This window comes from Mesorhizobium kowhaii (genome assembly GCF_003253745.1).
In the GTDB taxonomy this organism is placed as follows: domain Bacteria; phylum Pseudomonadota; class Alphaproteobacteria; order Rhizobiales; family Rhizobiaceae; genus Mesorhizobium; species Mesorhizobium kowhaii.
In genome coordinates, this window is sequence record NZ_MZXV01000012.1 from 13,754 (window position 1) to 39,682 (window position 25,929).

Annotated in this window: 30 protein-coding genes; 17 read left to right on the top strand and 13 right to left on the bottom strand. The window is 58.8% G+C overall.

Annotated features, from left to right (window positions below; genetic code table 11):
* Positions 1 to 25 precede the first annotated feature (25 nt).
* Complete coding sequence (locus B5V02_RS02290; RefSeq protein ID WP_111542640.1) at positions 26 to 685, top strand: HD domain-containing protein; 660 nt, start codon at positions 26 to 28, stop codon at positions 683 to 685.
* 25 nt (positions 686 to 710) lie between these two features.
* Positions 711 to 1,568 (top strand): alpha/beta fold hydrolase, encoded by an 858-nt coding sequence (locus tag B5V02_RS02295; RefSeq protein WP_111542641.1) that lies wholly within the window; start codon positions 711 to 713, stop codon positions 1,566 to 1,568.
* Positions 1,569 to 1,601: 33 nt separating this feature from the next.
* On the opposite strand, the gene B5V02_RS02300 is transcribed toward B5V02_RS02295, so the two are convergent.
* From B5V02_RS02300 to B5V02_RS02310, 3 genes are all read right to left on the bottom strand, one after another.
* The gene (locus tag B5V02_RS02300; RefSeq protein WP_146606003.1) at positions 1,602 to 2,396 is read right to left on the bottom strand and encodes an alpha/beta fold hydrolase; all 795 of its coding nucleotides are present in this window, start codon (positions 2,394 to 2,396) and stop codon (positions 1,602 to 1,604) included.
* An 87-nt stretch (positions 2,397 to 2,483) separates the two neighbouring features.
* On the bottom strand, positions 2,484 to 3,239 hold the full coding sequence (locus B5V02_RS02305) for an HD domain-containing protein (protein ID WP_146606004.1): 756 nt from the start codon (positions 3,237 to 3,239) through the stop codon (positions 2,484 to 2,486).
* Positions 3,240 to 3,294: 55 nt separating this feature from the next.
* The gene (locus B5V02_RS02310; protein ID WP_167458337.1) at positions 3,295 to 3,687 is read right to left on the bottom strand and encodes a nuclear transport factor 2 family protein; all 393 of its coding nucleotides are present in this window, start codon (positions 3,685 to 3,687) and stop codon (positions 3,295 to 3,297) included.
* A gap of 225 nt (positions 3,688 to 3,912) precedes the next feature.
* Here B5V02_RS02310 and B5V02_RS02315 point away from each other — a divergent pair, with 225 nt between their 5' ends.
* The gene (locus B5V02_RS02315) at positions 3,913 to 4,449 is read left to right on the top strand and encodes a TetR/AcrR family transcriptional regulator (protein ID WP_167458338.1); all 537 of its coding nucleotides are present in this window, start codon (positions 3,913 to 3,915) and stop codon (positions 4,447 to 4,449) included.
* Between the two features lie 36 nt (positions 4,450 to 4,485).
* Here the strand turns inward: B5V02_RS02315 and B5V02_RS02320 are convergent, their stop codons facing one another.
* The 3 genes from B5V02_RS02320 to B5V02_RS02330 form a co-directional block, all read right to left on the bottom strand.
* Entirely contained in the window at positions 4,486 to 5,484 is a 999-nt protein-coding gene (locus B5V02_RS02320) for a GlxA family transcriptional regulator (protein WP_111542646.1), read from the bottom strand.
* Positions 5,485 to 5,752: 268 nt separating this feature from the next.
* Positions 5,753 to 6,319, bottom strand: a complete 567-nt coding sequence (locus tag B5V02_RS02325; protein ID WP_111542647.1) for a hypothetical protein — start codon at positions 6,317 to 6,319, stop codon at positions 5,753 to 5,755.
* Positions 6,320 to 6,447: 128 nt separating this feature from the next.
* The gene (locus B5V02_RS02330; protein WP_111542648.1) at positions 6,448 to 6,846 is read right to left on the bottom strand and encodes a nuclear transport factor 2 family protein; all 399 of its coding nucleotides are present in this window, start codon (positions 6,844 to 6,846) and stop codon (positions 6,448 to 6,450) included.
* Between the two features lie 118 nt (positions 6,847 to 6,964).
* Here B5V02_RS02330 and B5V02_RS02335 point away from each other — a divergent pair, with 118 nt between their 5' ends.
* Positions 6,965 to 7,570, top strand: coding sequence for a TetR/AcrR family transcriptional regulator (locus tag B5V02_RS02335; RefSeq protein WP_111542649.1), 606 nt, complete (start codon positions 6,965 to 6,967; stop codon positions 7,568 to 7,570).
* Between the two features lie 596 nt (positions 7,571 to 8,166).
* Here the strand turns inward: B5V02_RS02335 and B5V02_RS02340 are convergent.
* Both B5V02_RS02340 and B5V02_RS02345 read right to left on the bottom strand, forming a co-directional pair.
* Complete coding sequence (locus B5V02_RS02340; protein WP_111542650.1) at positions 8,167 to 8,625, bottom strand: hypothetical protein; 459 nt, start codon at positions 8,623 to 8,625, stop codon at positions 8,167 to 8,169.
* Between the two features lie 56 nt (positions 8,626 to 8,681).
* Positions 8,682 to 9,284 (bottom strand): hypothetical protein, encoded by a 603-nt coding sequence (locus tag B5V02_RS02345; RefSeq protein WP_111542651.1) that lies wholly within the window; start codon positions 9,282 to 9,284, stop codon positions 8,682 to 8,684.
* A 117-nt stretch (positions 9,285 to 9,401) separates the two neighbouring features.
* Here B5V02_RS02345 and B5V02_RS02350 point away from each other — a divergent pair, with 117 nt between their 5' ends.
* Positions 9,402 to 9,908: a helix-turn-helix domain-containing protein gene (locus B5V02_RS02350; RefSeq protein WP_245445619.1), complete on the top strand. Its 507-nt coding sequence runs from the start codon at positions 9,402 to 9,404 to the stop codon at positions 9,906 to 9,908.
* A gap of 461 nt (positions 9,909 to 10,369) precedes the next feature.
* Here B5V02_RS02350 and B5V02_RS02355 read toward each other — a convergent pair whose 3' ends face one another.
* Positions 10,370 to 11,395 carry an RcgR family putative quorum lactone hydrolase gene (locus B5V02_RS02355; RefSeq protein WP_111542653.1) on the bottom strand — a complete coding sequence of 342 codons (1,026 nt, stop codon included), beginning with the start codon at positions 11,393 to 11,395 and terminating at the stop codon, positions 10,370 to 10,372.
* Positions 11,385 to 12,998: an RcgA family putative transporter gene (locus B5V02_RS02360; RefSeq protein WP_111542676.1), complete on the bottom strand. Its 1,614-nt coding sequence runs from the start codon at positions 12,996 to 12,998 to the stop codon at positions 11,385 to 11,387. Before B5V02_RS02360 ends, B5V02_RS02355 begins: the two co-directional genes overlap by 11 nt.
* Before the next feature lie 338 nt (positions 12,999 to 13,336).
* Here B5V02_RS02360 and B5V02_RS02365 point away from each other — a divergent pair, with 338 nt between their 5' ends.
* Positions 13,337 to 13,681, top strand: coding sequence for a hypothetical protein (locus tag B5V02_RS02365; protein WP_111542654.1), 345 nt, complete (start codon positions 13,337 to 13,339; stop codon positions 13,679 to 13,681).
* Here the strand turns inward: B5V02_RS02365 and B5V02_RS40395 are convergent.
* Genes B5V02_RS40395 through B5V02_RS02375 form a run of 3 tightly spaced genes read right to left on the bottom strand, consistent with a single transcriptional unit; the run spans position 13,678 to position 14,986 of the window.
* On the bottom strand, positions 13,678 to 13,842 hold the full coding sequence (locus B5V02_RS40395) for a hypothetical protein (RefSeq protein ID WP_164753924.1): 165 nt from the start codon (positions 13,840 to 13,842) through the stop codon (positions 13,678 to 13,680). The genes B5V02_RS02365 and B5V02_RS40395 overlap by 4 nt on opposite strands.
* The gene (locus B5V02_RS02370; RefSeq protein WP_111542655.1) at positions 13,839 to 14,387 is read right to left on the bottom strand and encodes a thermonuclease family protein; all 549 of its coding nucleotides are present in this window, start codon (positions 14,385 to 14,387) and stop codon (positions 13,839 to 13,841) included. The genes B5V02_RS40395 and B5V02_RS02370 overlap by 4 nt, the downstream gene beginning before the upstream one ends.
* The gene (locus tag B5V02_RS02375) at positions 14,384 to 14,986 is read right to left on the bottom strand and encodes a hypothetical protein (RefSeq protein ID WP_111542656.1); all 603 of its coding nucleotides are present in this window, start codon (positions 14,984 to 14,986) and stop codon (positions 14,384 to 14,386) included. Before B5V02_RS02375 ends, B5V02_RS02370 begins: the two co-directional genes overlap by 4 nt.
* 87 nt (positions 14,987 to 15,073) lie before the next feature.
* Here B5V02_RS02375 and B5V02_RS02380 point away from each other — a divergent pair, with 87 nt between their 5' ends.
* From B5V02_RS02380 to virB11, 11 genes are all read left to right on the top strand, one after another.
* Entirely contained in the window at positions 15,074 to 15,727 is a 654-nt protein-coding gene (locus tag B5V02_RS02380) for a lytic transglycosylase domain-containing protein (protein WP_111542657.1), read from the top strand.
* Positions 15,728 to 15,739: 12 nt separating this feature from the next.
* Complete coding sequence (locus tag B5V02_RS02385; protein WP_111542658.1) at positions 15,740 to 16,054, top strand: TrbC/VirB2 family type IV secretion system protein; 315 nt, start codon at positions 15,740 to 15,742, stop codon at positions 16,052 to 16,054.
* Positions 16,055 to 16,057: 3 nt separating this feature from the next.
* Positions 16,058 to 16,351 carry a VirB3 family type IV secretion system protein gene (locus B5V02_RS02390; RefSeq protein WP_006339854.1) on the top strand — a complete coding sequence of 98 codons (294 nt, stop codon included), beginning with the start codon at positions 16,058 to 16,060 and terminating at the stop codon, positions 16,349 to 16,351.
* Positions 16,348 to 18,750 carry a VirB4 family type IV secretion/conjugal transfer ATPase gene (locus B5V02_RS02395; RefSeq protein ID WP_111542659.1) on the top strand — a complete coding sequence of 801 codons (2,403 nt, stop codon included), beginning with the start codon at positions 16,348 to 16,350 and terminating at the stop codon, positions 18,748 to 18,750. The genes B5V02_RS02390 and B5V02_RS02395 overlap by 4 nt, the downstream gene beginning before the upstream one ends.
* Positions 18,734 to 19,891 (top strand): transglycosylase SLT domain-containing protein, encoded by a 1,158-nt coding sequence (locus tag B5V02_RS02400; protein ID WP_111542660.1) that lies wholly within the window; start codon positions 18,734 to 18,736, stop codon positions 19,889 to 19,891. The genes B5V02_RS02395 and B5V02_RS02400 overlap by 17 nt, the downstream gene beginning before the upstream one ends.
* A gap of 9 nt (positions 19,892 to 19,900) precedes the next feature.
* The gene (locus B5V02_RS02405) at positions 19,901 to 20,635 is read left to right on the top strand and encodes a type IV secretion system protein (protein ID WP_111542661.1); all 735 of its coding nucleotides are present in this window, start codon (positions 19,901 to 19,903) and stop codon (positions 20,633 to 20,635) included.
* A 182-nt stretch (positions 20,636 to 20,817) separates the two neighbouring features.
* Positions 20,818 to 21,861, top strand: coding sequence for a TrbL/VirB6 family protein (locus tag B5V02_RS02410; RefSeq protein WP_111542662.1), 1,044 nt, complete (start codon positions 20,818 to 20,820; stop codon positions 21,859 to 21,861).
* A gap of 38 nt (positions 21,862 to 21,899) precedes the next feature.
* The gene (locus tag B5V02_RS02415) at positions 21,900 to 22,646 is read left to right on the top strand and encodes a VirB8 family type IV secretion system protein (protein ID WP_245445621.1); all 747 of its coding nucleotides are present in this window, start codon (positions 21,900 to 21,902) and stop codon (positions 22,644 to 22,646) included.
* A complete protein-coding gene (locus B5V02_RS02420; RefSeq protein WP_281004889.1) occupies positions 22,643 to 23,440 on the top strand; it encodes a TrbG/VirB9 family P-type conjugative transfer protein in 798 nt (265 codons plus the stop codon). The genes B5V02_RS02415 and B5V02_RS02420 overlap by 4 nt, the downstream gene beginning before the upstream one ends.
* Positions 23,440 to 24,903, top strand: coding sequence for a type IV secretion system protein VirB10 (gene virB10 / locus B5V02_RS02425; RefSeq protein WP_111542665.1), 1,464 nt, complete (start codon positions 23,440 to 23,442; stop codon positions 24,901 to 24,903). The genes B5V02_RS02420 and virB10 overlap by 1 nt, the downstream gene beginning before the upstream one ends.
* A complete protein-coding gene (gene virB11, locus B5V02_RS02430) occupies positions 24,900 to 25,925 on the top strand; it encodes a P-type DNA transfer ATPase VirB11 (RefSeq protein WP_111542666.1) in 1,026 nt (341 codons plus the stop codon). The genes virB10 and virB11 overlap by 4 nt, the downstream gene beginning before the upstream one ends.
* Positions 25,926 to 25,929 lie beyond the last annotated feature (4 nt).

Sequence of the window (25,929 nt, forward strand, 5' to 3'; positions counted from 1 at the left end):
TATTTTAAAAAAAAGGAATCCCGCCATGACCTTGGCACGTTTGAAATCGGTGGCCGGCATTCCAATACCGGATACGATGCTGTGCAATGCCGCGATCGACTTGCTCGAATCGAGCTCGCCTGAGTTTCTTTGCACTCACTGTCTTCGGACCTACATATTCGGCAGTCTCGCTGTCAGAGGCATCGGCGGCGTCGTGGTTGACGAAGAAGCCGCGTTCTGCGGCGCAGTTTTACACGATCTGGGGCTAGTTCCTCCCTATCGCCGCGACAACCGGTTTGAGGTGGATGGTGCGGATGCTGCGCGGAAGTTCTGCGAAAGGCACAAGGTATCGCCGGAGCGCGCCGATATCGTCTGGAAAGCAATCGCGCTGCACACGTCCCCGGGGATCCCAACCCGGCTGGCCGGGGAAATCGCGTTGGTCCACCTCGGGGCCGGCCTCGATTTCCTGGGCTTAGGCCTCGATCAGGTGCCACCGCAATTGGTCGAGGAAATGCTCGAAAAATATCCGCGGATGAACTTCAAATCCGAATTCCGAAATTTGTTGGTCGAGCACTGCCGGAATAATCCCGCCGTTCAGATCTTAACCTGGACCGACGACATCGCGCGCACCGCGGGCTGCACATTGCACGGTCAGCCAATCCCGACGGCATCGCAGATCATGTCGGCCGCGCCGTTTGATCAGTGACCGGAAATCAGAAGGCATTCAGCGCATGAAACACACACACGTCACGGCACCGACCCAATTCGTAGAGGCGGGCGGAATTCGTTTTGCTTATCGCCGGTTCGGGCAGGAGACCGGGCTGCCCCTAGTCTTTATGCCGCACTTTCGTGCCGGCATGGATCACTGGGATCCAGCGGTCACCGACGGATTTGCCGCGAACCGGCCGGTTATTTTGTTCGATAACGCCGGCGTTGCGTCTTCGAGCGGCGAAACCCCGGATACGATCGAGGCAATGGCCGACCATGCCGCCGCCTTTATCGCCGAACTCGGGCTTTCGCGGGTCGACGTTCTTGGCTTCTCCATCGGCGGTTACATCGCGCAGGCACTAGCGCTGCGCCACTCTGCGGTTGTCAGGCGTCTGGTGCTCGTCGGGACCGGCCCGCGCGGTGGGGAGCCGTCGCAAGACCCGAAAGTCGGCGAATACGGGGCATCGACGGATCCAAGGACCGGCGAAAGCAGCCTCGAGGCGTTCCTGTATCTCTTTTTCCGTCCATCGGAAGCGAGCCAGGCCGCGGGCAAGGCCTTTTGGGAGCGGCGTCATCAGCGGAAAGATGACGTGGATCCACCGAGTTCGCCACAGACGATGAAAGCTCAGAGGGCGGCCATCAACGCCTGGCTGGAGGTACGCGGAGAACGGTATTCGGAACTCAAGGACATCACCCAGCCGACCCTCGTTGTGAACGGAAATCACGACATCATGATCCCGACCATTAACGCCTATACGCTCTCACAGGGCATTCAAAAGGCGCAGTTGATCATCTATCCGGATTCCGGCCACGCGTCGCTTTTTCAATATCCGGAGCTATTTGTGGCGCATAGCGAAGTCTTTTTGAACGGCTCGCGCTAGCGAGAGCCCAGCCGTTGCGCGAGCCGCTGCCGATCAGGGCGGAAAGTCCGCAAGGAACTCAGAGATCGCCTGGGCCACCTCGCCGGGCCCTTCAACGGGCGAAAGGTGTCCGACGTCCTCAATGACCTTGAACTTGGCCTGGGGCAGCAATGGAAGTATCGCCTCGAGCAGAGCGGCCTCTTTCTCCACCTGATCCGCCGATCCGACGATCACGCATACCGGCACGCTGATGTCGGCGGCTTGCTTGGAGATGTCGAGCGGCATGCCTTGCGCGATCCATGAGGTCTTGGCGGCTTCCGCGCCCCCGAGAGAGTCCTCGGTAATCTGTAGACGCTGCGCGAGCGTCAATGGGCGAAGGCTGATGACTTTGAGAGCATCGCCGATGCCCTCGGGCGTCGTATAGCTGGTGAGCATAATTTGCTTTTGGATGTCCGGAACGAGGAGCGGTGTCGGCGGGGCAGGGGCGACAAGGACGACCGCCTGCAGGCCTTGCGGCCGCCGGCCCGCCACCATCTGGGCGATCTTGCCACCCATGGAATGTCCCACGATAACAAAGTCCTTCAAGTTCAGCGCATTGATCACACCTTCAACATCATCCGCCTGAGCAGAGAGGCTGTAATCCTCAGCATGGTGCTCGGACTTGCCCCAGCCACGCAGATCAACGGCGAGGCAGCGGAAGCGGTCGGAGAGCCGCCCGATGACTTCTGACCAGGTGCGGCGCGAGCCGCCCCAACAATGGAGAAAGACCAAAGTGGGGCTGCCTGTGCCCTGCTCTTCGGCGTAAATCTCTGCTTTCCCGACCCGGATGTTATGGCCTTGAACGCTCATGAGCTGATCTCCGTCGTAAAGAGTCACTTCTGTTGTGGTGGCGCCCGATAGTGAGCTTCAGCGGTGACGTCGGGCATGGCTGACAGCCTATTCGATGTCGTGAATCCAGATTCGCTCGGGCAGCCCCCCGAATAGTTTCCTGCCGATATCAAGCCGGGAGCCGGTTGCGAGTTCTTGGTCGGATTGCAAAGCTGCTCGTATGTCACCCGCTGGATAAGCGTGCAGTAAGTCGCTTTTGAAGCTTTCGGGCAGTTTGCGTCTCTCAAAACCAAACAGGTCGCAGATAGCCCCCTTCGCCACCAGGGACGCGATTTCACCGTACTCTCGAGCGGGCACATGCAAATTGAGATGCGCCGAAATCGCGTCCCCGACGACTTGCGCCTGCGCGGGCGGATGATGCCTGTCGAGCAGAAAGTCGTGTGCCTGACGGCCACCACTCACCGCGAAGCAGCATTGTTTCAGGGGCGCAATCCGGGACTCGGTGAGGCCAATGTCGTGCAAAACCGCGGCCGCAAAATGCGATTCCCTGTCGTATTTGAGCTTGTAATACGCACCGAGCATCGCGCCGAAGTAGTACGTCCGGTAGGCGTGCGTCAGCAGGTCCTGCGTATGGGTGGCGCCGGCATACTCTTCTGCATCTTTGACCATGCGCGTGTCTGGCGGGGCTAAGTCCGAAAGCTCAAGATCAACCGGTTTCAAGAGGCCTACTTTGGATCGGATAACGTCAGTCACTTCCCGTGCGGCGAGGAACGCCATGTTGCGCAGAAAATGAAATCGTTCCGACCGCGTGAGTACGCCGTTGATTCTCTCGCCCCATTCCAGGGTGCCAAATCTAGGTCGCATGAGATGTCCTGTCGAAGGGCTGTTTCATGAAACTGTGCGATGAAGTCACGCTTGGTCAGAACATCGAATTGCCACTAGCCGTCGTTGCTGGCACGGGTTGGACCACATCCCAGTGCTCAATGATTTTCGCGTCCTTGAGCCGGAAAAACTCTGCAATCGCGAGTCCGGTGTCATCAGGCTCGCGGGTGAGGTGCACGTGCAACACGACAAGGTCGCCATCGGCCAGGACCTTCGAAATCGCGACCTTTAGTTTTGGATGCTGCTTTTGCATCCCGCCGATGAATTGAATAAAGCCGTCTGGCCCGTCGGGCACCTCGGGATTGTGCTGGCGGTAGGGAAGCTCAATGTATTTGCGAGTTGCTTCCGCCGGTTTCCGTTGATTGATCGCGAGTTCGTAGAATTCGACCACGAGCCTTTTGTTCTCATCGAGTACGTTTCGCGCTGTCATGGCTGCCTCCTTGCAACACTGTTTGTTGGACGTCGGAGCTGGCACTAAAACGCCATCTGCGAGCTCGAGGCCTCTGTCAGACATTAGGGCTCGCCAAGGCGTTCATGGTTTTGTACAATCTCGCATAAAACCTAGCGAGGCAAGCTTTTTATGCGAGTTGGCACAAAACAAACGAAGCACGGCGGGAGGCCGCGGAAATTCGACGAGGCCACCGCTTTGGGGGCCATGCAGAGGCAGATCTGGACGACGGGACTATCCGGCGTCTCGCTCGACGGCATCGCGCGCTCGGCCGGACTCAATCGGCCGAGCCTAGCCGCAGCATTTGGGGACAAGGATGCGATCTATGCCAAGGCTGCGGCCCAGTACGCCGCGATGATGGACGCGCGTGTGAGCGAGGCGCTCAGCCTGGACGATCTCGGCTCAGCGCTCAGGGCGGCGTTTGATGCGGCAATCGACATCTACACGGGCGGCGGCCCAGACGGTTGCTTCGTGATTTGCACGGCGCCGGCAGAGGCTTTGACCAACCCGATCTGCCGATCCATTCTGGATCAGTCCCTCGAGAGCATCGACGCCGCGTTCTTGAGCCGCCTACAACTGGACGAACGACGGGTATCGGCGAATCCGGACGAGCTTCCGCTGGTCGCCGCCCTGCTCGGCGCGACCCTGCACAGCGTGGCTCTGCGCGCCCGCGCGGGCTGGTCCCGGGAGCGGTTACGCAGCCTGGCCGCAGGCGCTATCCGTCAAGTTATTGGCGAGACTTGATCGGCAAGCGCGGCCTTCGCATCGACGGCTTGGACCTCACGACTTGTTCACACGCGCGGTGCGCCGTAGAGACTGCGGCGGCAGCCCGAAGATGCGGATGAACGCCCGGCGCATTCGCTCCATGTCACGAAATCCGACATTGCGCGCGACGACTTCGATTGATTCGAACCCATTCTGAATTTGCGGAAAGGCTGCCTCCACGCGGAGACGCTCAATCGCATGAGCTGGCGTATCGCCGGTTTCCTTCCGGAAGATGCGGGCGAACTGCCGGGGGCTCATGCCGGCGATCTCAGCGAGGCGATCAACGGAGAGAGCCTCAAACAGGTGCTCTCGGGCAAAACTCAACACGTGCCCGATCCGCTCAGATGTCGGTTCCAATTCCAGGATGGTTGAGAACTGCGATTGCCCACCGCGCCGCCGGTGGTAGACGACCATGTCCCGCGCCGTCCCCTTGGACACCTCTGCACCGAAATCATCCTCGATCAGCGCGAGTGCCAGATCTATACCCGAAGTGATGCCGGCGGACGTCCATACCTGGCCATCCCTGACAAAGATGTTGTCCTCGGCTACTCGCACTTTCGGAAAGCTCGTCCGTAGTCTTCCCGCGAAGCGCCAATGCGTCGTCGCTTGGCGTCCGTCAAGGAGTCCGGCCGCGGCTAAAACGAAGCTCCCCGTGCAGATGGAGGCAACCCGCCGGACCTTCGAGGCACACGACCGTATCAGCTGGACTGTTTCTGGATTGCCGCACACGAGCTCCCCATGAGGGGTGCCGACGACCACCAAGGTATCAGGAGGCCGCGACCGTACCGCCCTCTTCGTCATCACCGCAAAGCCAGAACTACAATTCACCAGATCTCCGCCCGCGGAAACGACGCTGCATTCGTACTTCGCGCCGTGCGCGAAAGTTGCGAGGTTGAAGGCGCAAAGCGGACCGCTCAGGTCGAGCAGCTCAAAGCCGGGGAAAACGACTAGCCAGACAGATCGTTGTAGGTCGAGGCCCACGCAAGCATCACCTTGTTGATCGAGCCGGCGCAACTGCGGTTCCTCGCGGTGCGCCTATGGCAGGATTCGAGGTTTATAGGCTATTTGAGCAATCGATTCCAGCCTCCGTTCGCGACGAGGCCGCCAGGAGGGATGCGCCCCAGCGGCTCGATAGGGCTCGCGGGAGCAATCCTACGGCCGGACAGCGTCTCTCATCTGGGGCAGCAGATCCAAGCGTCTACAGCGGTTGGGATCTCCTCAGGTGGTTCGCAGGGAGGTTACAAGCCTATCAGGCCAGATCATCAATCGCGCTGGCCGGAACCTACTTCCGCACCAGGGGGATTTGCAGGTTCGTCGGGCGGTTTTCTTCTGTATCGAAGCCGCGGCCGTCGATGTTTCTCGCACCCCAGAACAGCAGGTCATGGGTGATGTAAACCAGGTCGTATTCCTTGAAGTTCGTTCCGGCGGCGAGACCGAACGGTACGAAGGTCTTGCCGAAGATGCTCTGAGTCTTGCCCACTTCCCAAGGCACGTATCCGTCGACGGCTACTTTGTTGAGCACGTCGACGAAGCCCTGAAGAAGCGGGGTCACCTCGTAGGCCATATCGGCGGTAAAGTCGACCTTCTGCGCCCCGGCGGCGATGGGGTGGTCGCCCTGCCAAGCCATGTGGCCTTTGATGTATATGCGCGCGAGCGGAGCTTTGCCGTACGGATCCGCGTAGCTGACGATCGTCAACTCGAACGCATCGCCTGGTGAGGCCTTGAATTCGCGAGAAAGATAGAACGGCTTCAGCGTTCCATCCGGGTTCTTGGCCGCGCTCGGACGCACTTCAGGGGCAAAGCTAACCCACTCGCCCAACAGCGCCTGTTTCAATTTTGCTGTCGTCAACGTACCGGTCCCTTCGTTTGCATGGGCTGTGGATGTCCAACTCACCGTCAGCAGCGCGAACAGCGCTGCCGCCGCCCGAAATAGACAATGCCTTAGTCCGAAGTCCCGCAAAGGCTTCGACGCGACTGTCAGGAGCGGCCTATCGGAAACATCGGGTTGCCGTTGACCGCTTCGCTCGCCGGCACCTCTTCCTGTAATACGTCCCAATGCTCGACCACTTTGCCGTTCGCGACGCGGAATACATCGAACGCCACCATGGGTTTCGGCCCCCACCCAACATATCGGCCATGCACCGCGACAAAGTCCCCTTCAGCGAACACGAGACCAGGCTTGTATTCAAAATTCTCGGGCAACTGCTTCAGCAGGCCCTTGACCGCGTCGGTACCGTTCGGAATCTGCGGATTGTGTTGTCGATAGTCCGGGCCGAACAGCTCGTCGACCACATCCGGATTGCGATCAACGAAAACGCCGGTAATGGCTCGCATCACCAGAGCCTTGTTTGCTTCAACACTGGCGGATGTTGTCATGGACATTACCCCTTAAATGACGTCGATTTGCGCAACCAGCCCGTTATGCTATAATCAGACAGACCGGTACCTTTATAGGTACAGTTATGTACCTATGTCAACACTCGGCGATGGAAGAATGAATGTGACTGCAAGGCGCGGTGCACCGCGACGCGATGAGCCCTCGGCACGCGACCGGTTGATCGCGACTGCAACCGAACTTTTCTACCAGGATGGCATACGTGCGATTGGCATCGATACCGTGCTCGCCAAATCGGGAGTGGCAAAATCGACCCTCTATCGGAACTTCGGGTCGAAGGATGAATTGATCGCGGCGGTCGCGGCCGAGCAGGACCGGCGGTTTTGGCAATGGTGGGATCACATTGAGCAGGCGAACGCGAGGTCGCCCCGCATGGTCGTCGAAGCGCTATTCATTGGCATCGTCGAACTTATTTCGCGCCCGACCTTCCGTGGATGTCCGTTCATCAACGTGGCCATCGAATTTCCTGATCGTACTCATCCCGGCACCGCAGTGGCTTGCGCTAACAAACAGACGGTACGCCAACGGCTTCGGGAACTGAGCACAGCGATGGGAGCCCGCAACCCTGCGCGCCTGGGCGATCAACTCGCGCTGCTCATGGATGGCGCCTATGGCCAAGCCGTCACGATCGGCACCTCTAATTTGCGCGAGGATCTTCTCAGCGCGGTGGCGAAATTGATTGACGGAGAGTCTGATCACGATTGAATGCTCCGGCGCCTGCAACGCCCTTCCTGACAGGTCCATAGCTGAAATGCAGCTATCTGCCAGATGAACCTGGTAGCCGACGGTCCGCGATCGGCGCATTTCAGTCATCCCGATCGCAGGCCAGTTGGGCCGTTTCTGGCGCCTTCAGCGAGTGGTGGTTGCCGATATCCGACGTTCGGGAGGTTGACGCGCGAAATCGCGCTGCATTGTGGGGCGGGGAAGGGCGCGTGTCCTTCCTCCAACAACGTCCTCGCCGGACAACTAATGAATATTGTGGACCTAGCTGCCATCATTGTATAAGCGTCAAGTTCCATAAGATAGATTATGCGACTTTCACCAGTGTAAATTAATATTTCTTAACATAGCAAAGTATTTATAGAACTTTTTCCAAGTCTTTCTGATTGCAATCGACAGAACTACAATCAGTTTCCAGCAGTAAAGCCTACTCTAAGCCTAAGATCGACAGATCGATGTTAAATGGCCCCATCTCACCGTCTGATTAAAACTTGGCGGGCGACTATGGACTCTTCTTAACCGCCGGCGTCCCGAGTCAGACCATATCGGCCTTCGCTCGCTCGCCTCCCCTCTCGGTGCACTCACTTGTGCGGCATGCAATAGACGCCCTCGGATTCCATCAGTACCGCGCCACCCTTCAACTCGCTCAGTGCGCCGACCCACGCTTGCGAATAAGTGCGGCTGGCATCCACCGCCGTCAGCCAAAGAACGCGATTGTCGGCCAGTTCAACTTTAACTTCCTGCTGCAAAGGGCTCCCCTGCACGGTCTGTTGATAGTGGCGTTTGATCCTGACATTGCTGGCCGGGAACTCAGCTTCGTTGCTGCCGTAGTTCAGCACAAATCCGGTGTGGTCCTCAGCCACCGAGCAACTGCCATCACGCTCACACACGATTTTGGCAGCGGTCTTGCAGTCCCATTTCAGTGAAGCGGGCCACATAGGATTGTCCACGCTTGAGCGCGGCCTGTCGCTCTGACCTGCCGCCGTCAATACTGCGCCTGTGTTCATAATCACAGTTGACAGAAGAAGCGCCTTGAACACTACAACCCTCCAGAATTGTCACCCTCATAGTACTTCGTCCTGCGTGATCGCCTGGCTCATGGCATGTTGAGATTGAACCAGCTTTTCTGGCGCACGCCGTTCGCGCCATCATACTCGATGAACCAGGGCTTTCCGCGCATCGGTCGAGGGATGGTGTAGTAGGTGGGGCCATTACCAAGGGAATGCCCTCGATCGTTTCCCGCGGTCTGGATTGTTGCCGCGACCACCTTACCGTCGATTTCGATTTGGACCGGACGTGATCCCACTCCATGATGCCCGCCGAGGGCGTTGTTTTTGAAAACAACGGGCAAGGAGAGCCTATCGGCCGCGATGCGGCAGATGTTCCGTTCTTGACCTAAGCCCGGCCGATCGGATTCGGAGCTGCCAACTGCTTGCCAGCCAAACGGACAATCCTCATACTTCTCGTATTTCGCGGCGCTGGAGTTTGCTTGGGGACAGGTCGGCCAGTTAAAACCCGGGGCTTCCATCGCCGCAATCAACTTGTAAATTGGCGGGTGGCACGAGGGGGTGCCTTGCCAGTCGCCGGAAAGACATAGGAGGACCTGACAGCCCCATTCCGACGCTTTTGATTGGGATGGAAGAGCTGCGGCGCCCGCGATGGCGACGGCACCCCCTAGTAGGAATTTGAGTATGGTCATAGCCTTTTCCTCGCTGCAGATTTGACAGTTTACTATGGATGATCCGCGCGAAAAAGGACAGGTCGAAAAGGCAGGTTTGTGCGACTACATCGATTTATGAAACGAGACGACGGAGGCGTGGTCAACAACCCGTTGCGCGCCAACATTGCACTGACGCTTGAGCGGGAGAGAGCCAGACGCGGCCTATCCCATATGCACATGGCCGAACTGTTTCGGACCGCCGAGGGCGAAAAACTGGCCTATCGAACCTACATTCAGACTGTGCGTCAGAAAAACAATGTCACATTGACGACGCTGCAGATCATGGCAAACGGCTTGCAACTGTCTTTTGCAGCACTGCTCGCCGGCGGCAAGAAAGTTCCGGAGTGGGCGCATCGGTTGGATGACAATGCGATCCGCAAGCGGCTGGCGCACGTCATCGATTTTGAGCGACAGCGACGTACCTTGCACCGCTATGAGATGGCCGAACTCATCGGCGTGGCAGAGGCGACATTCACGAAACTGGAACGCGCGAGCGGCAATATCAGCGTGGACACGATTGCGGCGATCGCCAAGGCGTTGAAACTTGATCCAGCGACCTTCCTCTTTTCCGAAAAGATCCCGCCTGGCGGAGCCGACATCTAGCCGCCTGACGAGTGTTCCTAAAGGGCCTGTAATACGCCCCCAGCCGGCGACCGCTCCCATGCCCCTGCCCGTCAGGCCCGGCGGCCGACTTTAGACTAGCACCCCCGCCGCGGCTGTCGGGCCGCTGCTGTCATCGTCGGCTGCTAGCCTGTTGCAGCGGCGGGGATGATAAGGGACTTTAACATGGACGACTGTGCCGGCGTCGGGAATTCTGCTGATGAAGAGCTTAGCTTCCTCTTGGGGGTCGAAACCATATGAGAACAAGCCGTCAAACCTAGCCCGGTGTGATTGCCGGCGCGTGTAGAGTAGAAGGGTGTCGTGACTTTTGCCGGTGTCACGCCTGCGCCGTTGTCGGCCAATTCCAGGGGTCGGTTCCGGTAGGGGGCGACCCAGATTCATCACTTTCGTGTCGTGATGCCCACCAGAGAATTTGCTGGTGAACTGACCGGCCAACGCCAAACTCATGCTTGCCGGGCAGACTTGTCAGCACACGACAGAAACCGCTTCAAGCTCAAACCGGCCAACAAAATGTATGGCGGCATGGCGAGCGAATAATGACCACAGTTTAATTCCAAAATATTTGGCCTAGCTCCGGCGTCCTTCAGCCTCTGCATGAACCTCTCCGATAGCTCTGGCAACACCACTTTGTCTCTCTTAGCCAACACAACGTGAAGACCGAGATCAGGCCGTGCCAAACTATGTGCGTAATTCTCCAAGTTAAGTGGACCCCAAGCCCTTCTGAGCTCGGTCAGCTTAATCTCAGGCTCGAGACTAGCACGTATCAATCGTGTCGCGCGACCCGTCCAAACCATATCCGCTAGACTCCCCGCCGTGAGAAACAACGAGGCTTTCGACACAGCCGAGTCGTGCGCCGCGAGAAGGCCCGCAACCCAGGAGCCTAAGCTCATACCCAGAACTGAAATCTCTCGATAGCCTTCGATCTTCAACCAACGTATGAGCTTTCGCCCATCTAACACTGCCTGCCTTACAGATTGAATCGTTCGACCGAGATTAGGGCTAAGCATATAGTCAGCGTGCGCGGAGCCGGGACGGCTGCGCTCGAAGTGATAAGGCATAGCGATCTCGACAACCGTGATGCCACGTTGCGAGAAAAAGTTGGCGATCTGACGATTCCGGAAGGTTGCATTCCAATGGTGAAAAATCACCATCGCCTGATCGAACGACCCGCTTTCTGTGATTTTCGCCGAGACGACATTGTTCTGTTCGATATCAGTAGATATGTCCGATGGAAATTTGAGCCACCCATCTAGCCTTTCAAACCCCTGATCACTCACATTCGGGTCATCGAAAAAGGCTGGATCAGCCACGGCTTGGTCCGCAAGGGCACAGAATTCCTCGATACTTGTTATCCTATCCGCACCTGGAAAGGCGCGTTCCGCGTCAAGGGCGAAATCGGTTGATTTCTTCCCTTCCTCACCGCGTCGCGCCCGCCGCTCATCCAAATGATCAAGCCAACTATGATACACTCTGATTGTTTCCCAACTTAATCGCTTGCCGTCGCCCCAACCCTGGATCAAACAGGCCATATATTGCGAACAGCACTCCAACGCCCAGAAGGATCGAAAAGCCAGCAAATGCATCGATCAGCAAGTAGCTAGCCACGAGTAACGCTACGATCGCTGACATCTTCCACAAAGACATACGAAACCGAAGTTCGACACCTAAACGGATGGAGCCGTACAGAAATACAGCACAGGTCGAAATAGCGATAAGAAGGCTACTATAATGGGTCGGCCTACGGTAGCTGATCACTGCGCTCACATCATTTCGCCCATAGAAGGCGGAAGACATATCGCCGACCAACCACGCCACAATATTCTCCCCACGCGATGTCAGGTAAGCACTCTGGAGCTTCATGACTATGGCGATCAGAAGCCCCAAAACAGTACACCGAAAAATCGCACGCATAACCCTGAGGCTGGCTTCATGGAGCCCGTATTGATAATCCGCCTCGGGCGGATTACTCGCTGCTTTTCCAATTCTCCAAAGATCATGGATCACTGTATAAAGCAAAATTAGGCCTACGAAGAACAGATAAAAACATAGGCACATGTATAGGTAAGCGAGCCCCGTGAATACGATCGCTTCCGGCACCGATATAACTTCAGGGCGCACAATCGCTAACGAGCCCCAGTCCGTCGCATAGCTGCCACCACCTTTGAGCAACGGGATTAAAGACACGCCGATCCACTGAAAAAGACCGGCGAATACCACACAAATCAAAAGAACCGCCCAATATGAATACGAAGAAGCTTGTACGCTGCGCGCCCAGGCATCGTCGCTTTCCATCTTGTCGCCCTGCGCTACAAGCTTTGGGCGGCCTTCATCTTTCCAAAAGGTCACCAGCTCTGTCACGAAGGCAAAAAACAGTGGCAAAAATACCATGAAGACGAATGTCCAATTCGCTGTCCAAAGAAACCCAACCTGCTTGACGACGCCATCCGCCCGGCCATATGTCACACTGTGAATCCCCGTAAGATACGACAAAAACCCAAGAGCGGTGACACCCGCAAACACCGACGCCGGTAAATTCAGGGGAGATCCGCGACTAAAAAACGCCTCCGATTTCCTCGCCAAACTAAAACGCCGGCTCGGCCCCTTGGGGTCAGTATCCCGTGTCAGCACTGCTGGGGAGTCTGTCTCGTCGTCGAAGGTCGCAGTCAGTGCCGTATCTGGAATCTCCTGTGCAACGCTGCTTCCGGCTCTCTTCCATCCTCGTCTCTTGATCGATAGCCGCGATTGCGCCGCACTAAGCTCCATCTGCCATTCGCTAGTTGCGACCGGATCATCGCATCCAAGAATCCTCGCCAGCCAACGAATGTTGGCAGTGCTAATTCCCTTCTCGTTCTCTTGAAACCAAAGCTGCACCGTTCGTAGATCGACCCCAATCCGGTTGGAATCAATCTGTGAAATCGCCTCTGCAAGGAGCTCGGGCGTCCATGGGCCGGCAGGAAACCCGTCTTTGCCCAACAGTCGACCCGCGCCCGCCGCCGCCAATCGTTTGAATAATTCTTTGAAATCACTCCCGTCTCTGGGCGGAGGGAGAAATAACTTTCCGTTCTTAAACAACAACTTATAGGCTCTAATTTCGTTCCGCTTCGCTAGGCTTCGTATCTTATCGTGCCTTCGTGCTCAATCAACGCTTTTATCAACTGGATTTGGCCGGCACGGGAGACGATCGATGACTGGTGACCCGCTGGAGAGGCTGCACACGGTTGTTGCGGGGGAGATGTTTCGCAAACCGCCGGCCAAGGCACTGAGCTGCCCGGATCGGTCGCGACCGCATGAGCGAAAAGTAGGGGAAGCCAGGGCTTCGGGAGCCTGAGAAGCAGAGGGATGAACCCATCCCTATTTTTCTCGCCTCCCCAGGTATCATTTACGAATTGTCATGAGCGTGGAGCCAATCGATGCCCATTCAAGTGGTCTGTAACAACGGAGTGGTGGAAGAGGCCGACGGGGTCCCGAATCTGATCGCGGCGCATCGTCAAGCAGTCGCCATGGTTGAACGTCTCGGCAAGCGATGGATGGGGGCCGAAGGGCCGGACGCGACCCTGACCGGCCGGCGATTGGATTCGGTCATGGCGGAAGAGGTTATCGCGCGTCGGCGCGCGGCCGCTGCGCCGGTGGCCGATGTCGTTGAGATGAAAATGAAGGCAGCTTATTTCTGTCGGTTGTTGGGGAACGACTGGTGCGAGATTGACGTCGACGATTTGCGCGCGTTGCTCGGTTCTTTCGCGAAACTGCAGGCCTAGGAGAAGAGCGCTGAAATCCATGAGGCCACGGTATTCCAGGCCGCATAGAGCCCTGCAGGCACCAAGATGATTGCCAAGAACGCCGCGGCTCCGCCAATAGCGCCGTCACCGCGTCCTTCCACGGGATAGTAATATTTGTGCGCCTCATCGTCGTGCTTCATTCTTGTCTCTCCGACCGCTTATTTAGCAGCAGCTGAACAGGATGCTGAAACGTCGTGCCCCACAAACCTGCACGTTTCATCTTAGCGTTGATTTCCGCGACGAGGTAGTTCTCATTGACGGCTTTGCCCTTTGCTGTCGTTGCGGCAAACGCGTATCCGGTCGCTATGAGCGCGGTGCCGACGTCGATTGTGTCGCCATTCAGCTGCGCACCGCAGACGACAAAGGCCGCCTTGTCGAGGGCGTAGCCGATTGGCTGGCATGTCACCGCAGCGCTATCGAACAGGGCTGCCAGGTGCGCCAGCGAGATGTTCCCGCAATCGAGTTTGTTCCCATTTGGCTGTTCAGCCGACGTACCGCGAAGACACGACTGGACGCCATAGAGGCGGAAAAGGTGGTCGCCGTCACGCCAGGTATCTCCAGTCAGCAGTTGAGCCGATTTCGATACCGCGAAGGGCGTTGGCGCGGCAGATTCGGATGCATCCTGGGCCTGTGCCGATGCGCACAAACCAAAAACGGCCAGCACTGCAAAGCGCGCCTGTTTCATTCCTGGAACTGTCCACCGAGGTCGGCAGAGTGCTCCAGATCGGGGCGCAGCGACTTGCCGTCCTTGTTGCGTCCGATTGCGGCCATGTCGAAAAAAACCATTTCGTCATCGTCGTAGGCGACATTGTACGGGTCGTTCGTATTGCCCGCACCCACGAGAGAAAAACACGACACGGCGTCTGGTTCCCCCTTCCCGCTCCGTAGCACAAGCGTTTTGCAAAGCACGACAGAAGCACGATCGTTGTAGATTCCTTCTTCATAGTCCTGCGCGGCCTTCGTGCAGTCCCACTCCTGCGCCTTGTAGGTAATCTTCGGTTTTGGGCAGGCCGCGAGACCGCGCAGTCGATAGGCCACGCCGTTGATGACGCGCTCGGTCGCCGACGGCACCTTCACCGGCGAGCTCAGGGCGGCCGCGTCGCGCTGAAAGAGTGCGCCTTTCGCATCGTAGCGCTCATAGACGAACACCTTCTCGCCCGGCTTCGCAAACTGCAGCAGGTAGTGTTCCGACGGCTGCGCGAAGGCGCTTGGGGCGTCGGCGCCACCAGCATGAGCCACGGCGCCCTGGAGCAGCAAAGCCGTGCAAAGGGCAATCTGTTTCATCCAAATTCATCCTTGTGGTGCATATGGTGTTGACACTTTACTAGGGCTGCGTGTAGCCATAGTAAAGTGTTAAATTTTGGCGACAGTATGAACACTCGAACAGCTCTTCTGCTCACTCTGTGTGCCGCTACAATGCCCTTGGAAGCGCACGCCCGGGACCTGGCATCAGACCGCGTCGCAGTCGCCTTTGCAACGCCGGCGCAAGCCCTTGCATCAGTCGGGACGCAAAAGCCGGGGGCGTGCAAAGCCGGAAACCGTACTGAAGTCGCCGAACTTGTGCGTTCAATCGCGCGGGACGAAGGCTTCGACGCCGATCTGGCTGAGGCGATTGCATGGGCTGAAAGTGATCTCGGCGCCATTCAGGGTCCGTCCAAGGCCGGAGCCCTGGGGATTATGCAGTTGATGCCGGCCACGGCAGCCGATCTCGGCGTCAGCGACCGTTGCGATACGCAGGCGAATGTCCGGGCTGGCTTGCGCTATCTGAAGTCACTCTATGACGAGTTCCAGGATCCGCTGCTGATGCTTGCGGCTTATAACGCCGGGCCCAACAGCGTCTACAAGGCGCAGGGCATTCCGGTGAATCCGGAGACCGCGGAATACATCGTAAAAATACTGAACCGCTGGAAGTTCGGCGGTGTCGTGAAGAAGTCCGCCCTGACCAAATCCGAAATGCTCGCGGCCGCTCCGCCAGCAAGTGGAGACGCTTGGCAGGAGGGTCATGTCATGGATTTCGGCAACTGAAAGGAGCCAAGGGTGGAATACAGGAAAGCAGGCAAAATTGCCCTGAAACTGGCCTTGGCCTCGGCGGTCGGAATAGCGCTCGCGCCGGCGACCGCATACGCCCAATCGGCGGCACCAGTCGAAAACGTGCTGGAGTGGTTCGTCGGCGTTCTGCAGGGCAACATAGCGCGCTCATTCGCCATCATCGCGGTCTGTTTTCTCGGCTTTCTCGCCATGACGGGCCGGCTGGCGTGGATGATGGCTTTTTCCATCATCATCGGCATCGCTCTGATCTTCGGCGCTGCCCAGCTGGTGGATGCGGTTCGCGCGACGGCGGGAGGCAGCTGAGGCATGGACGACGAGGAAGTCTATGTCGAGCCGGTCAGCCTGCCCCTGACACGCCCCCCGATGAAATGGGGGGTGCGCTACGAGGTTTTCGCCCTGAACGGCATCCTGGCGGTGATCGGTTTTATCGCCACAAGCAGCTTCATGCTCGGTCTTGGCGTGTTCGGCGTGGTGCATCTGGTCAGCGCATATCTGTGCCAGCGCGATCCCTACATCTTTCATATTTTCGAGCGGCGCGTCTCCAAACGCGGAGCGGTGGCGAACCTCACTTTCTGGGGGGCGAGGAGCTATTCGCCATGAACCTCGATGCAGACCTGAAATTTGGCCGTGAGCGCCGCCGCGAAAAACCCGCGGCGATGCACATCCCCTACCTTCGCCATGTCGATGACAATCTGATCGTGACGAAGAGCGGCTTTCTGGTCGGCGCCATTCAGCTCAGCGGCCTGCCGTTCCAGACGATGGACCAGGCCGAGTTGAACAGCCGAATGTTCAACCGCAACACGACGTTTCGCAATCTCTCGACCTCTCGCTTTGCGGTCTACACAACGATCATCCGCCGTCACGTGACGCCCGAGATCGAAGGTGGCTTTGACAATCCTTTCGTGGCCGAGCTCGACGCCCGCTACATGGATGAGCTTGGGGCGAAAAACCTTTTCGTCAACGAGGCGTATCTGACGGTCATACGCCGCCCGATGGTCGGCCGGGTCGGATGGGTGGACAAGGCGCTCAATGCATTCCGCATCAGCACCGCAGGCGAAGAAACCCGCGAAGAGGCAATAGTCGAACTGCATGACATCCTTGATGGGATGGTCAAGGATTTCACCGCTTATGGGGGACGTCTTCTCGGCGTCGTGAAGCGCCGCAACAGCTTCTTTTCCGAGCCCGGGGAATTTTTGGCGAAGATCCTTGCTGGCGGTGGCGACGTTGAAATGCCTCTGCCGCGCATGAGCCTTGGCGATGTGTTGGCGACGCGGCAGCTGTTTTTCGGCAAGTCCGCGCTGGAACTTCGCGGTCCGGACCAAGCCAAGCTCGGCGCCATGGTGTCAATCAAGGAATACCCGCCCTTCACCGCGCCGGGCTCATTGGACGGTCTGTTGCGCCTGCCGCATGAGTTTGTCCTGACGCAGAGTTTCGCGATCGAAGACCGTGTAACGGCGATGCGCAGGATCAACACCATCGCCAACCAGGTCGAGGGTTCCGACGAGGCGGGCACGACGGTCGAGGAGTCCGTCCATGATGGCGCCGACAAGCTGGCCGGCGGCGAAGTCGTCTTCGGACAACATCACATGAGCGTCATGGCATTGGCGCCGGACATGAATGGCCTCAACCGTGCGCTATCCGACATAACGGCCGAGCTTTCGCGCATGTCGATCGTGCCGGTACGCGAGACACTGAACACGGAACTGGCCTTCTGGGCGCAGTTACCGGGAAATTTCAGCTACATCGCGCGACGTGCGTTGATCTCGTCCCTAAATTTCGCCGGCCTTTTTTCAGGGCACAATTTCCCGTCCGGCCAACGTGAGCGGCTGCATTGGAAACGGCCCATCGCCTTGCTCGAAACGACCAGCCAAACGGCATACTACTTCAATTTTCACGTTCACGATGTCGGGCACTTCACGGTGTTTGGCCCGACCGGCTCGGGCAAGACCGTGGTGCTGTCGTTCCTGATGGCGCAGGCCATGCGCATCATGCCGCGGCCGCGATGTGTCTATTTCGACTACATGCGCGGCGCCGAAATTTTCGTTCGGGCGCTCGGCGGTCGCTACGAGGTGATGGAACCCTCTCAGCCGACCGGGTTCGCGCCATTGCAGCTTGATGACACGGCAGAAAACCGTTCTTTCCTGGAAGATCTGCTCCTCTACATTCTGACGCCGGAAGGCGGCGCGCTGGACGTGGCGGAGATGCGCGTCATCAACGCCGCCGTCGACATGATCTACAAGATCCCGCGCGAACAGCGGACCTTCGACCTGCTGCCGGAAGTGCTGCGGGGCTCGCTCATGCCTGGCATGAATGATCTGGCGGCGCGGATACAACCCTGGCTCGACCAGAAGGACAAGGGCTGGCTTTTCAACAATCCCGTCGATCTGGTTGATTTCTCGAAACCCGTTGTCGGGTTCGACATGACGAAGATCCTGGGCGACCGAAAGCTGCGCTCGGCGGCGTTGCTCTACATATTCCATCGTCTCGAAGACGTCATCGACGGCTCGCCGATTATGCTCTTCCTCGATGAAGGTTGGAAGCTGCTGGACGACGAGGTTTTCGCTGCCTTCATCAATGAGACGCTGAAGACCATTCGTCGCCGCAACGGCGTGGTCGGCTTCGGCACGCAGACAGCGGAAGACGTCGTCAGTTCCTCCATCTCGTCGTCACTGATCGAGCAAACGAAGACTAACATTTTCTTCCCCAACCCGAAGGCGAGCAAGGAGTCCTACATGGAGCGCTTCTCGCTGACAGCGAAGGAATTCGAGTTCGTGCGCCGAACCGCGAAGGAGACACGCACCTTCCTCGTCAAGCACGACAGCGACTCGATCGTCGCCAAGCTCGATTTGTCGGCGATGCCCGATCTCATCAAGGTGTTGTCCTCGAACGAAGCCAACAGCAAGGAATGCGCACGGCTCCGGGAAACCTTCGGCGACGAGCCGGAGATGTGGCTGCCGTACTTCTGCGGATGGGAGGACGAGCATGACGAAGCGGCTTAGCAGCGCCTGTCTGGCCGTGGCTCTCGCGACAGCGGGAAGCATGACCGCGGCTGTCGCTCAGATCGCGGTCATCGACGGGCCGAACCTCGACAAGCGGCAAGAGGACGAGCAGCACAGCACAAAGTCGGACGAAGCCAAGAGGGACGAAACCGACAAGAAGAAAAGCGTCGTCTGCACCTATTCGAACAAATACCGCTCGCAGATGTTTCGCCGATCCCCGGCCGAAGCGCTGCAGCGCGACGCGGGCAACGTGAAGATGATCCGCTATTACGCGCAGAAGTACGGCGTGCCGGAAGGCCTGGCGCTGTCCGTTGCCTATCAGGAATCGCGCTTCGACACATGCGCCGGGAGCCACACCGGCGTCAAAGGCGTCATGCAGCTGACCAAGGGCACTGGCAAGTCAATGGGACTTGACCGCGACGTGAACGAGCAGAACGTCGAAGGCGGTGTCAAGTATCTCGGGATGGGGGTCAAGCAATGCGGGGCGACGAATTACAGCTGTCTCGCCTCCTTCTACAACGGATCGAACGCTGCCGAGCAAAGAGGGTGGGCCGGCGGTGTTGGCCGCTGGAACAGCTACTTCAACGAATATGTATCGAGCGGCAAGGCTCCGGCCGCCGCGCCGCCACCATTCTCGATCGTAACGGCCGACGGCGCAGGCGGCACGGCCCAGGACGCGGCTATGGGCACGGTGAGGAAGGCGGCTGGCGGCCTCGATGCAAGCTCATCGCAGATGGGCGCCAACGACGCGGCAATCGACGCGCTGGCGGGCAATGTTGGCCAGGTGACTGAATACAAGGACGCTTGGGAGCTGAACTCGTCGGCTCGTGGGATCAACGCCGATGTCACCAACCAGTACCTCGCCCAGGCGGGGGATTTTACGGCGTTGTTGGCCCAAATTCTATCGTTGCAGAACGTTCAGGCATCGCAGTCGTCCAAGCTGGTGCAACGGCCGAAGAGTGGCTCTCCAAACCCGTTCTCTTGTGATCCCGCGGAACTGGAACGATTGAAGATCGATAGCGGCCGGTGGCTACCATGCGCGGTTGAGAACGCGGAGGCAAGCTCGGCCGACAGCCGCTCGATGATCATCACCAGTGATCCTGCCGGCGCTGCCAGCGTGATCGATTCTCTACAGCAATAGGAGGCTGACATGAAGAAATTCGCGATTGCTGCCGGCATGGCGCTTTGGACGAGCTCGAGCTTTGCACAGATTGCCGTCATCGATGGCGCCAATCTCGATGTCGCCCGCAAGAATGCGGAGAACACCAACTCCATCATGGGCTCGAACAAGGATATCCTGAAAAAGAGCGAGGAGATCCTGCAGGCTCTCAGCGGCAGTCGTGACGGTTCGCTCGGCATCGGACAGATGGGCCTTGGCGGCAACATGTCGATTGCGCAGGTTCCGTCGTTCGGATCGATCCTGAATGGCGGCGCGCTTTCGTTTGGTGGCCTGTCGCCGGAAATCCAGAAAATCGCCGGCGCCGTCATCAATGGGCTCCAGCTGGTGAAACAACTCCAGCAGATTGCCGGCAAGGAGACAAGCGCCGTCAACACAGCCTATGGCGGCAGCGTCAACGTGGCCTCGCTGCTAAGCGCGCTGACGTCGCAGGCCTCGCAGGGCGTCACCCAGCGCCAACAGTCCCTCCAGTCCGCGAGTGGGCAGATCGGGCAGTCGCAGGACGTCAAGGGATCGGTGGACCAGAACACCCGAATGCAGCTGGAAAATGCGCGCGCGGTCAACGAATTGATCGGTGTCCAGAACGGCGCGGTCGCGGCCCTGAATGAGAAGCTGAAGGGGGACCTTCTTCGTCAGAGCCAGGTGCAGAAGATGATGACGCCGCGCAACGTCAATCCGTTCGCGGAATTTGGCAAGAGCGGAGGCTAGCGCTTGTCGAGGCGAGTGCTGCGCATATGCGCTGTAATTGGGCTCGGCGCAGTGCTGTTTGGATGCGCAAATCGCGAACGGAAAGCGCCGTGCGGGCCTTTGGCGTATGCCCGCACCGACGAATGCGGCGCGCTAAAACCGGTCAATTCGACGCCGTTCGCCAGCATCATTGACGAGGATCCATGAACGGTCTCGCCGCAAGCATTCTGGGTGGCATTGACAACATCGGTGAGGACTTCGTCCGCACCGTCTATATGCAGTTGGGCAATGCGATGGGCAACGTCTTCACCCTCATGCTGACCCTCTATATCGTGTGGTGGGGCTATTCGATCCTGAGCGGGCGGGAGTCGATCTCGCCGCTCGAGGCGGCCTATCGCCTCGGCCGCGCCGTCATCATCTATCTGCTGCTGACCGGATGGGGCACATTCTCCGCGACGATCTACCAGCTTGTTCAAAGCATTCCAGATGAGGTCGGCAAGGTCATCGTCGGCGCCGTGTCGCGAGCCACTGGGAATCAGCTCAACGACCAGGCGGCAATTCCAGCACTTATCGACAACCTCTACCAAGGGGCGCAGGACGTCGCCAATCAGGTCTATAGCGGATCCTTCTACGACATTTTTGGCGCGCTCTTGTCGCTGCTCGTCCTGCTGTCGGCAATCATCTTCGCAGCGCTTGCCATTGCCGCGATCATCGCTGCCAAGGTGATGTTGTTCATCACGCTCGCCCTGGCGCCGATATGGATCATTCTTTGGCTTTACCGATGGTCCTCGCGCATGAGCGAAGGCTTCCTTTCGCTCACCACCTTTCTCATGATCCAGCAAATCCTGATCTACGGCTTTCTCGGTTTCTACTTCTCGCTCGTCAATGCGGCGCTGAACACCGCCACATCAGGCGGAGCGACCATGGACAGCAAGATGTCGCTGGTGCTGCCCCTGGTGCTGGTGACGATCATCGGGATCTACGTTCTCATGCAGATACCCTCGATTGCTTCGATCCTGAATGGCGGCGGGTATCTCAGCACCGTGGGCGCATACAACCCTTATAGGAACTTCGGCACAAACGCCGCGCGCTACTCCGGTGCACGATGGGCCGCCGGCCGCGCCGCTCGAGGCGCCCGGCAACTCGTGGTAAACAGCTTCCGATCCCCGCGAGCAGCAAGGGCGGACGACGCAGCTCGGTCCGCCATCCAGCAAGGCGCGCGCGATAACGCCAAGCCTCTGGCCTAGAACACAAGAATGATCATTGATCGCGACCTTGGATCGGGATGCGGCGCAAACGAGGCAGTAGTAAAGTGTCAAATCCATCGGAAACAGCTGCTAACAGCGGTAGCGAGCTCGTCGACAGACGCTATTACAGGGCGGGCGCGACCTGGGAAGACGACACGCACAGGTCAATGCGGCGATCGCGTACATTGGCCTGGATCGTCAGCGGAGTTTCCGGACTGGTGGCGGTGCTTTCGCTGCTGGCGCTCGTGCTGATCCTGCCGCTCCGGCAGTTCGAACCGTATGTTGTCGAGGTCGACAAATCGACGGGATACCTCGAGATCATGCGCGCGCTCAAGCCTGGAGATCTGTCGCAGAACGAAGCCGTCACGGCGGCAAATCTCGTCCGCTATATTCGTGCTCGCGAAACATACGATTCCCGTGAGTTGAAACAGAATTACGACCTGGCGCAGCTCTACTCCACCGACGCGGCGTCCAAGGATTTGACATGGCTGTACACGCCAGCAAATCCGCAATCGCTCGACAAGATCTATGGCCGCAATGTCACTGTCGCGGTCGAGATCAAGTCGGTTTCCCTGCTCAATCGCAACACGGCCTCGGTGCGCTTTGCCACGACGACGCGGCGGGACAATTCATCCACCGCCGACAATTGGGTGGCGGTGATAAAATTCCGCTACACCTCAACACCGCTCAAGAACGAATGGCGTTTCGACAACCCGTTGGGATTTCAGGTTACGGATTACCGCCGCGACCAGGAATCGGCGCCGGCCGCGGGGAGCCTGCAATGAGACGGCGCGTGAAGCTAGCGCTGTGTGCCGCCCTTCTCTTCTGCGCGACCCATAGCGCGGCGGCGCGCGATGGCCGCATCCGATATGTCACCTTCAACAATGACGACGTGACGTCGGTGCGCGCCGCTCTCGGTATTTCGACGATGGTCGAACTCAGTCCTACCGAAGTCATCGAAACCGTCTCCGCCGGCGACACGAAGGGCTGGTCGATCATCCCCAAACGCGGATCGCGATTTCTCTTCGTCAAGCCGCTGGAGCGCGATGCTTGGACCAACGTCAACGTGGTCACCAACCGGCGCGTCTATTCCCTGCTGCTGCAGGCAACTGACAATAGCCGCGACCGGGCATCCTTCCAGGTCCGGTTCAAATACCCGGACGAGGATATCAACGCGCGCCTGCTCTCGCAGGCCAAGGAGAGCGCCGCCGATCCGGATTTGAAGGACCTGAACTATGCCGATCTCAATTACGACTATGCGTACAAAGGCGATGACAGCTTGAAGCCGCGCACCGTATTCGACGACGGCACCAAGGTGTTTCTGGAGTTCAAGGGTGACATTCCTGCGATTTTCGTGGTTGACGACAAGCGCCATGAGTCGCTGGTCAACGTTCGCACTCAGGGCAAATACACGGTCATCGACAAAGTCGCGCGCCAATTCACTCTGCGGGCCGATGGTAAGACGCTCTGCCTCTACAACCGGGCGCGACCCAACGCCATCGACCCAGTCGAGCAGGTTTACGGTCCAACGAAACTGACACGCGGTTCCACCCTGTTCGGATCCAGCGGGGGGCGGTGATGACGCAGATCGACTATAACCAACTGGACGGCAGCCCGTCTGTCGCGCGCCGCGGTGCGGGAGTCGGTACCAGGATCGCCCTGGTCGGCCTCGGTGTAGTGCTCGTGGGCGCGCTGATATGGCTGAACTGGCCTCGGGAGCCGGTATCGCGCGATCTTCGCAGCGATGGCGAGGAAAACTTCAACCCGCCAGAGTTTCGCCCGCCGGCGTTGAACGAGCCGCCTCAACCGGCCGACGGCACGATCGACCAGATCGTGGTGCCGCCACCGGCCGCCGACCAGAGCGGCACGCAGCAAGCCGATAATGTCGATCAGACCGTGCAGGAGGGTGCGGATCTCGATGCGCAGCGGCGCGCGCTGGAGGCACAAATGGCGGCCGAGGAAGCTCGCCGCAAGGCCGAGGCGGAAGAGGCCCGCCGCAAGGCCGCGGCTGACGACGAGGCTCGCCGGAAGGCTGAGGCCGCCGAGCATGAAAAAGCCGTGTGGGAACGCTTGCGGTCGAACCAGATGGTGACAAATGGTGAAACCGGCTCGACGGATGCCGGCGCCCAGGCGGCACAGGTCGAAATCGCGCCCGACGGTCAGATCGTCCCGGTCCCCGGAGCCGACAGTGATCCGAACAAGGCATTCCTGGCACAGTCAGAGGCAAGTTCTTCCGGCGTCGTCAAGGCCAGGGTCTTCCGGCGTACCGACGCGTTGATCCCCGAAGGCACGATCCTTCGCGGCTATTTGGAAACCGCTGTTAACACCGACCTTCCCGGTGCTGTGCGCGCTGTCGTGCGTGAGGATGTCTTTTCGCTGGACGGTAGGCGGATCCTCATTCCGAAGGGGTCGCGCCTGACCGGGGAATACCGCTCTGGGCTCGCGCGCGGTCAAAAGCGCGTTTTCATCGTCTGGAACAGGGTCATTCGCTCGGACGGCATTTCCGTCGATATCAAGTCGCCCGGTGCAGACGCGCTCGGCCGCGGCGGCATGGGCGGCCGTGTCGATACCCATTGGGCTGAACGGTACGGCAACGCCATCATGCTTTCGGTCGTTGGCGGCGTCTCTGAATATCTGTCCTCGCTTGGCGACAGCAGCCAGGATGGACAGCAGCGCCAGGTGTCGACGGTCGATCCCGTAACCGGTGAGACAACGACCGTAACTTATGGTGGCAATGGCTCGCAGCGCGACGCCCGCGGCATCGCGTTCGATAAGTCATCGACCGCCCTGCAGCAACTCGCGCAAGAGGCGTTTCGCGACACGCAGAACATTGGCCCGACAGTCTATGTGGACCAGGGCACATCGGTCGTCGTGCTGGTGCGGCGAGATCTCGATTTCTCGGATTTGTACGCCGATCCCGTTCAGGAAGAAGTTGCACGAATGAAGGCAGGTGGGCGGCCGAAGACCGCGATCGATCCGACGCCTCTTTACGCGACGCCAAAGGATCATTTTTATCCCGGCTATGGGAGCCCGGTGAAATGAACGCCGTGCATCCCCTCCCCGACCCTTGGACAAGAGCCCCCGTTCTGCGCGCGCATCTGGAGCCAATATGGTCCTATTTGAACGAAGACTCCGTTTCCGAGATTGCGATCAACAGGCCAGGTGAATTGTTCATCGAACGCCTCGGCGCCAAGGAAATGGAGCACGTCGTCAAGCGAGAGGTCACGCCCGGTTGGATCCGCAACATCTCGACTGGCGTCGCCTCGGCGACAAATCAGGTCATCAACGAAGAAAAGCCGGTCCTGTCGGCCGCCCTACCCTCGGGTGAGCGCATCCAATGCATCTTGCCGCCGGCCGCCCCCGAAGGCGGGGCGATCTCGATCCGCAAGCAGGTCATCATGGATATGAGCCTTGATGCCTACAAGGATCTCGGCGCATTCGAAAACACGGCGATGGGCAGCGGCTTGGCGCTTTCAACCGAAGAAAAGCGACTTGTCGAGATGTTGCAGGACACGTCGCCGATGGAGTTCCTGCAGTATGCGGTGCGCAACCGCGTCTCGATCGTCGTTTCAGGCGGCACGTCGACCGGCAAGACGACGTTCTTGAATGCACTCCTGAAGGAGATCCCGGCTCATGAACGGATCATCACGATCGAAGACACCCGCGAACTGAGGCTGCCGGCTCCCAACAACGTCACCCTGATAGCCTCGAAGGGCGACCAGGGCCTTGCCAAAGTCTCCGCGCAACAGCTTCTCGAAGCCTCGCTTCGCATGCGACCCGACCGTCTGTTGTTGGGCGAGTTACGCGGCGCTGAAACCTTCGCTTTTCTCCAGGCGATCAACACCGGCCACCCGGGTTCGCTCACCACCGTTCATGCCAATTCCGCCCGGTCCGCCTACGAGCGGCTGGCGCTCATGGTCATGCAGGGCAGTACGGGGCTCTCACGGAGTGAAATCCTCGACTATCTGCGCGAGGTCATTCCGGTGGTCGTCCAGATGGTCCGCACCGAAGGCGGCCGGCGCGGCATCAGCGAGATCAAGTTCACCAAGGCGGAGACGATCTAGCGAG

Excerpts from the sequence above, each read along its gene's own strand:
- B5V02_RS02290 (WP_111542640.1), top strand. The coding sequence starts at position 26 with ATGACCTTGGCACGTTTGAAATCGGTGGCCGGCATTCCAATACCGGAT.
- B5V02_RS02295 (WP_111542641.1), top strand. The coding sequence starts at position 711 with ATGAAACACACACACGTCACGGCACCGACCCAATTCGTAGAGGCGGGC.
- B5V02_RS02300 (WP_146606003.1), bottom strand. The coding sequence starts at position 2,396 with ATGAGCGTTCAAGGCCATAACATCCGGGTCGGGAAAGCAGAGATTTAC.
- B5V02_RS02305 (WP_146606004.1), bottom strand. The coding sequence starts at position 3,239 with ATGCGACCTAGATTTGGCACCCTGGAATGGGGCGAGAGAATCAACGGC.
- B5V02_RS02310 (WP_167458337.1), bottom strand. The coding sequence starts at position 3,687 with ATGACAGCGCGAAACGTACTCGATGAGAACAAAAGGCTCGTGGTCGAA.
- B5V02_RS02315 (WP_167458338.1), top strand. The coding sequence starts at position 3,913 with ATGCAGAGGCAGATCTGGACGACGGGACTATCCGGCGTCTCGCTCGAC.
- B5V02_RS02330 (WP_111542648.1), bottom strand. The coding sequence starts at position 6,846 with ATGACAACATCCGCCAGTGTTGAAGCAAACAAGGCTCTGGTGATGCGA.
- B5V02_RS02335 (WP_111542649.1), top strand. The coding sequence starts at position 6,965 with ATGAATGTGACTGCAAGGCGCGGTGCACCGCGACGCGATGAGCCCTCG.
- B5V02_RS02345 (WP_111542651.1), bottom strand. The coding sequence starts at position 9,284 with ATGACCATACTCAAATTCCTACTAGGGGGTGCCGTCGCCATCGCGGGC.
- B5V02_RS02365 (WP_111542654.1), top strand. The coding sequence starts at position 13,337 with ATGCCCATTCAAGTGGTCTGTAACAACGGAGTGGTGGAAGAGGCCGAC.
- B5V02_RS40395 (WP_164753924.1), bottom strand. The coding sequence starts at position 13,842 with ATGAAGCACGACGATGAGGCGCACAAATATTACTATCCCGTGGAAGGA.
- B5V02_RS02370 (WP_111542655.1), bottom strand. The coding sequence starts at position 14,387 with ATGAAACAGGCGCGCTTTGCAGTGCTGGCCGTTTTTGGTTTGTGCGCA.
- B5V02_RS02375 (WP_111542656.1), bottom strand. The coding sequence starts at position 14,986 with ATGAAACAGATTGCCCTTTGCACGGCTTTGCTGCTCCAGGGCGCCGTG.
- B5V02_RS02380 (WP_111542657.1), top strand. The coding sequence starts at position 15,074 with ATGAACACTCGAACAGCTCTTCTGCTCACTCTGTGTGCCGCTACAATG.
- B5V02_RS02390 (WP_006339854.1), top strand. The coding sequence starts at position 16,058 with ATGGACGACGAGGAAGTCTATGTCGAGCCGGTCAGCCTGCCCCTGACA.
- B5V02_RS02395 (WP_111542659.1), top strand. The coding sequence starts at position 16,348 with ATGAACCTCGATGCAGACCTGAAATTTGGCCGTGAGCGCCGCCGCGAA.
- B5V02_RS02400 (WP_111542660.1), top strand. The coding sequence starts at position 18,734 with ATGACGAAGCGGCTTAGCAGCGCCTGTCTGGCCGTGGCTCTCGCGACA.
- B5V02_RS02405 (WP_111542661.1), top strand. The coding sequence starts at position 19,901 with ATGAAGAAATTCGCGATTGCTGCCGGCATGGCGCTTTGGACGAGCTCG.
- B5V02_RS02410 (WP_111542662.1), top strand. The coding sequence starts at position 20,818 with ATGAACGGTCTCGCCGCAAGCATTCTGGGTGGCATTGACAACATCGGT.
- B5V02_RS02415 (WP_245445621.1), top strand. The coding sequence starts at position 21,900 with ATGCGGCGCAAACGAGGCAGTAGTAAAGTGTCAAATCCATCGGAAACA.
- B5V02_RS02420 (WP_281004889.1), top strand. The coding sequence starts at position 22,643 with ATGAGACGGCGCGTGAAGCTAGCGCTGTGTGCCGCCCTTCTCTTCTGC.
- virB10 (WP_111542665.1), top strand. The coding sequence starts at position 23,440 with ATGACGCAGATCGACTATAACCAACTGGACGGCAGCCCGTCTGTCGCG.
- virB11 (WP_111542666.1), top strand. The coding sequence starts at position 24,900 with ATGAACGCCGTGCATCCCCTCCCCGACCCTTGGACAAGAGCCCCCGTT.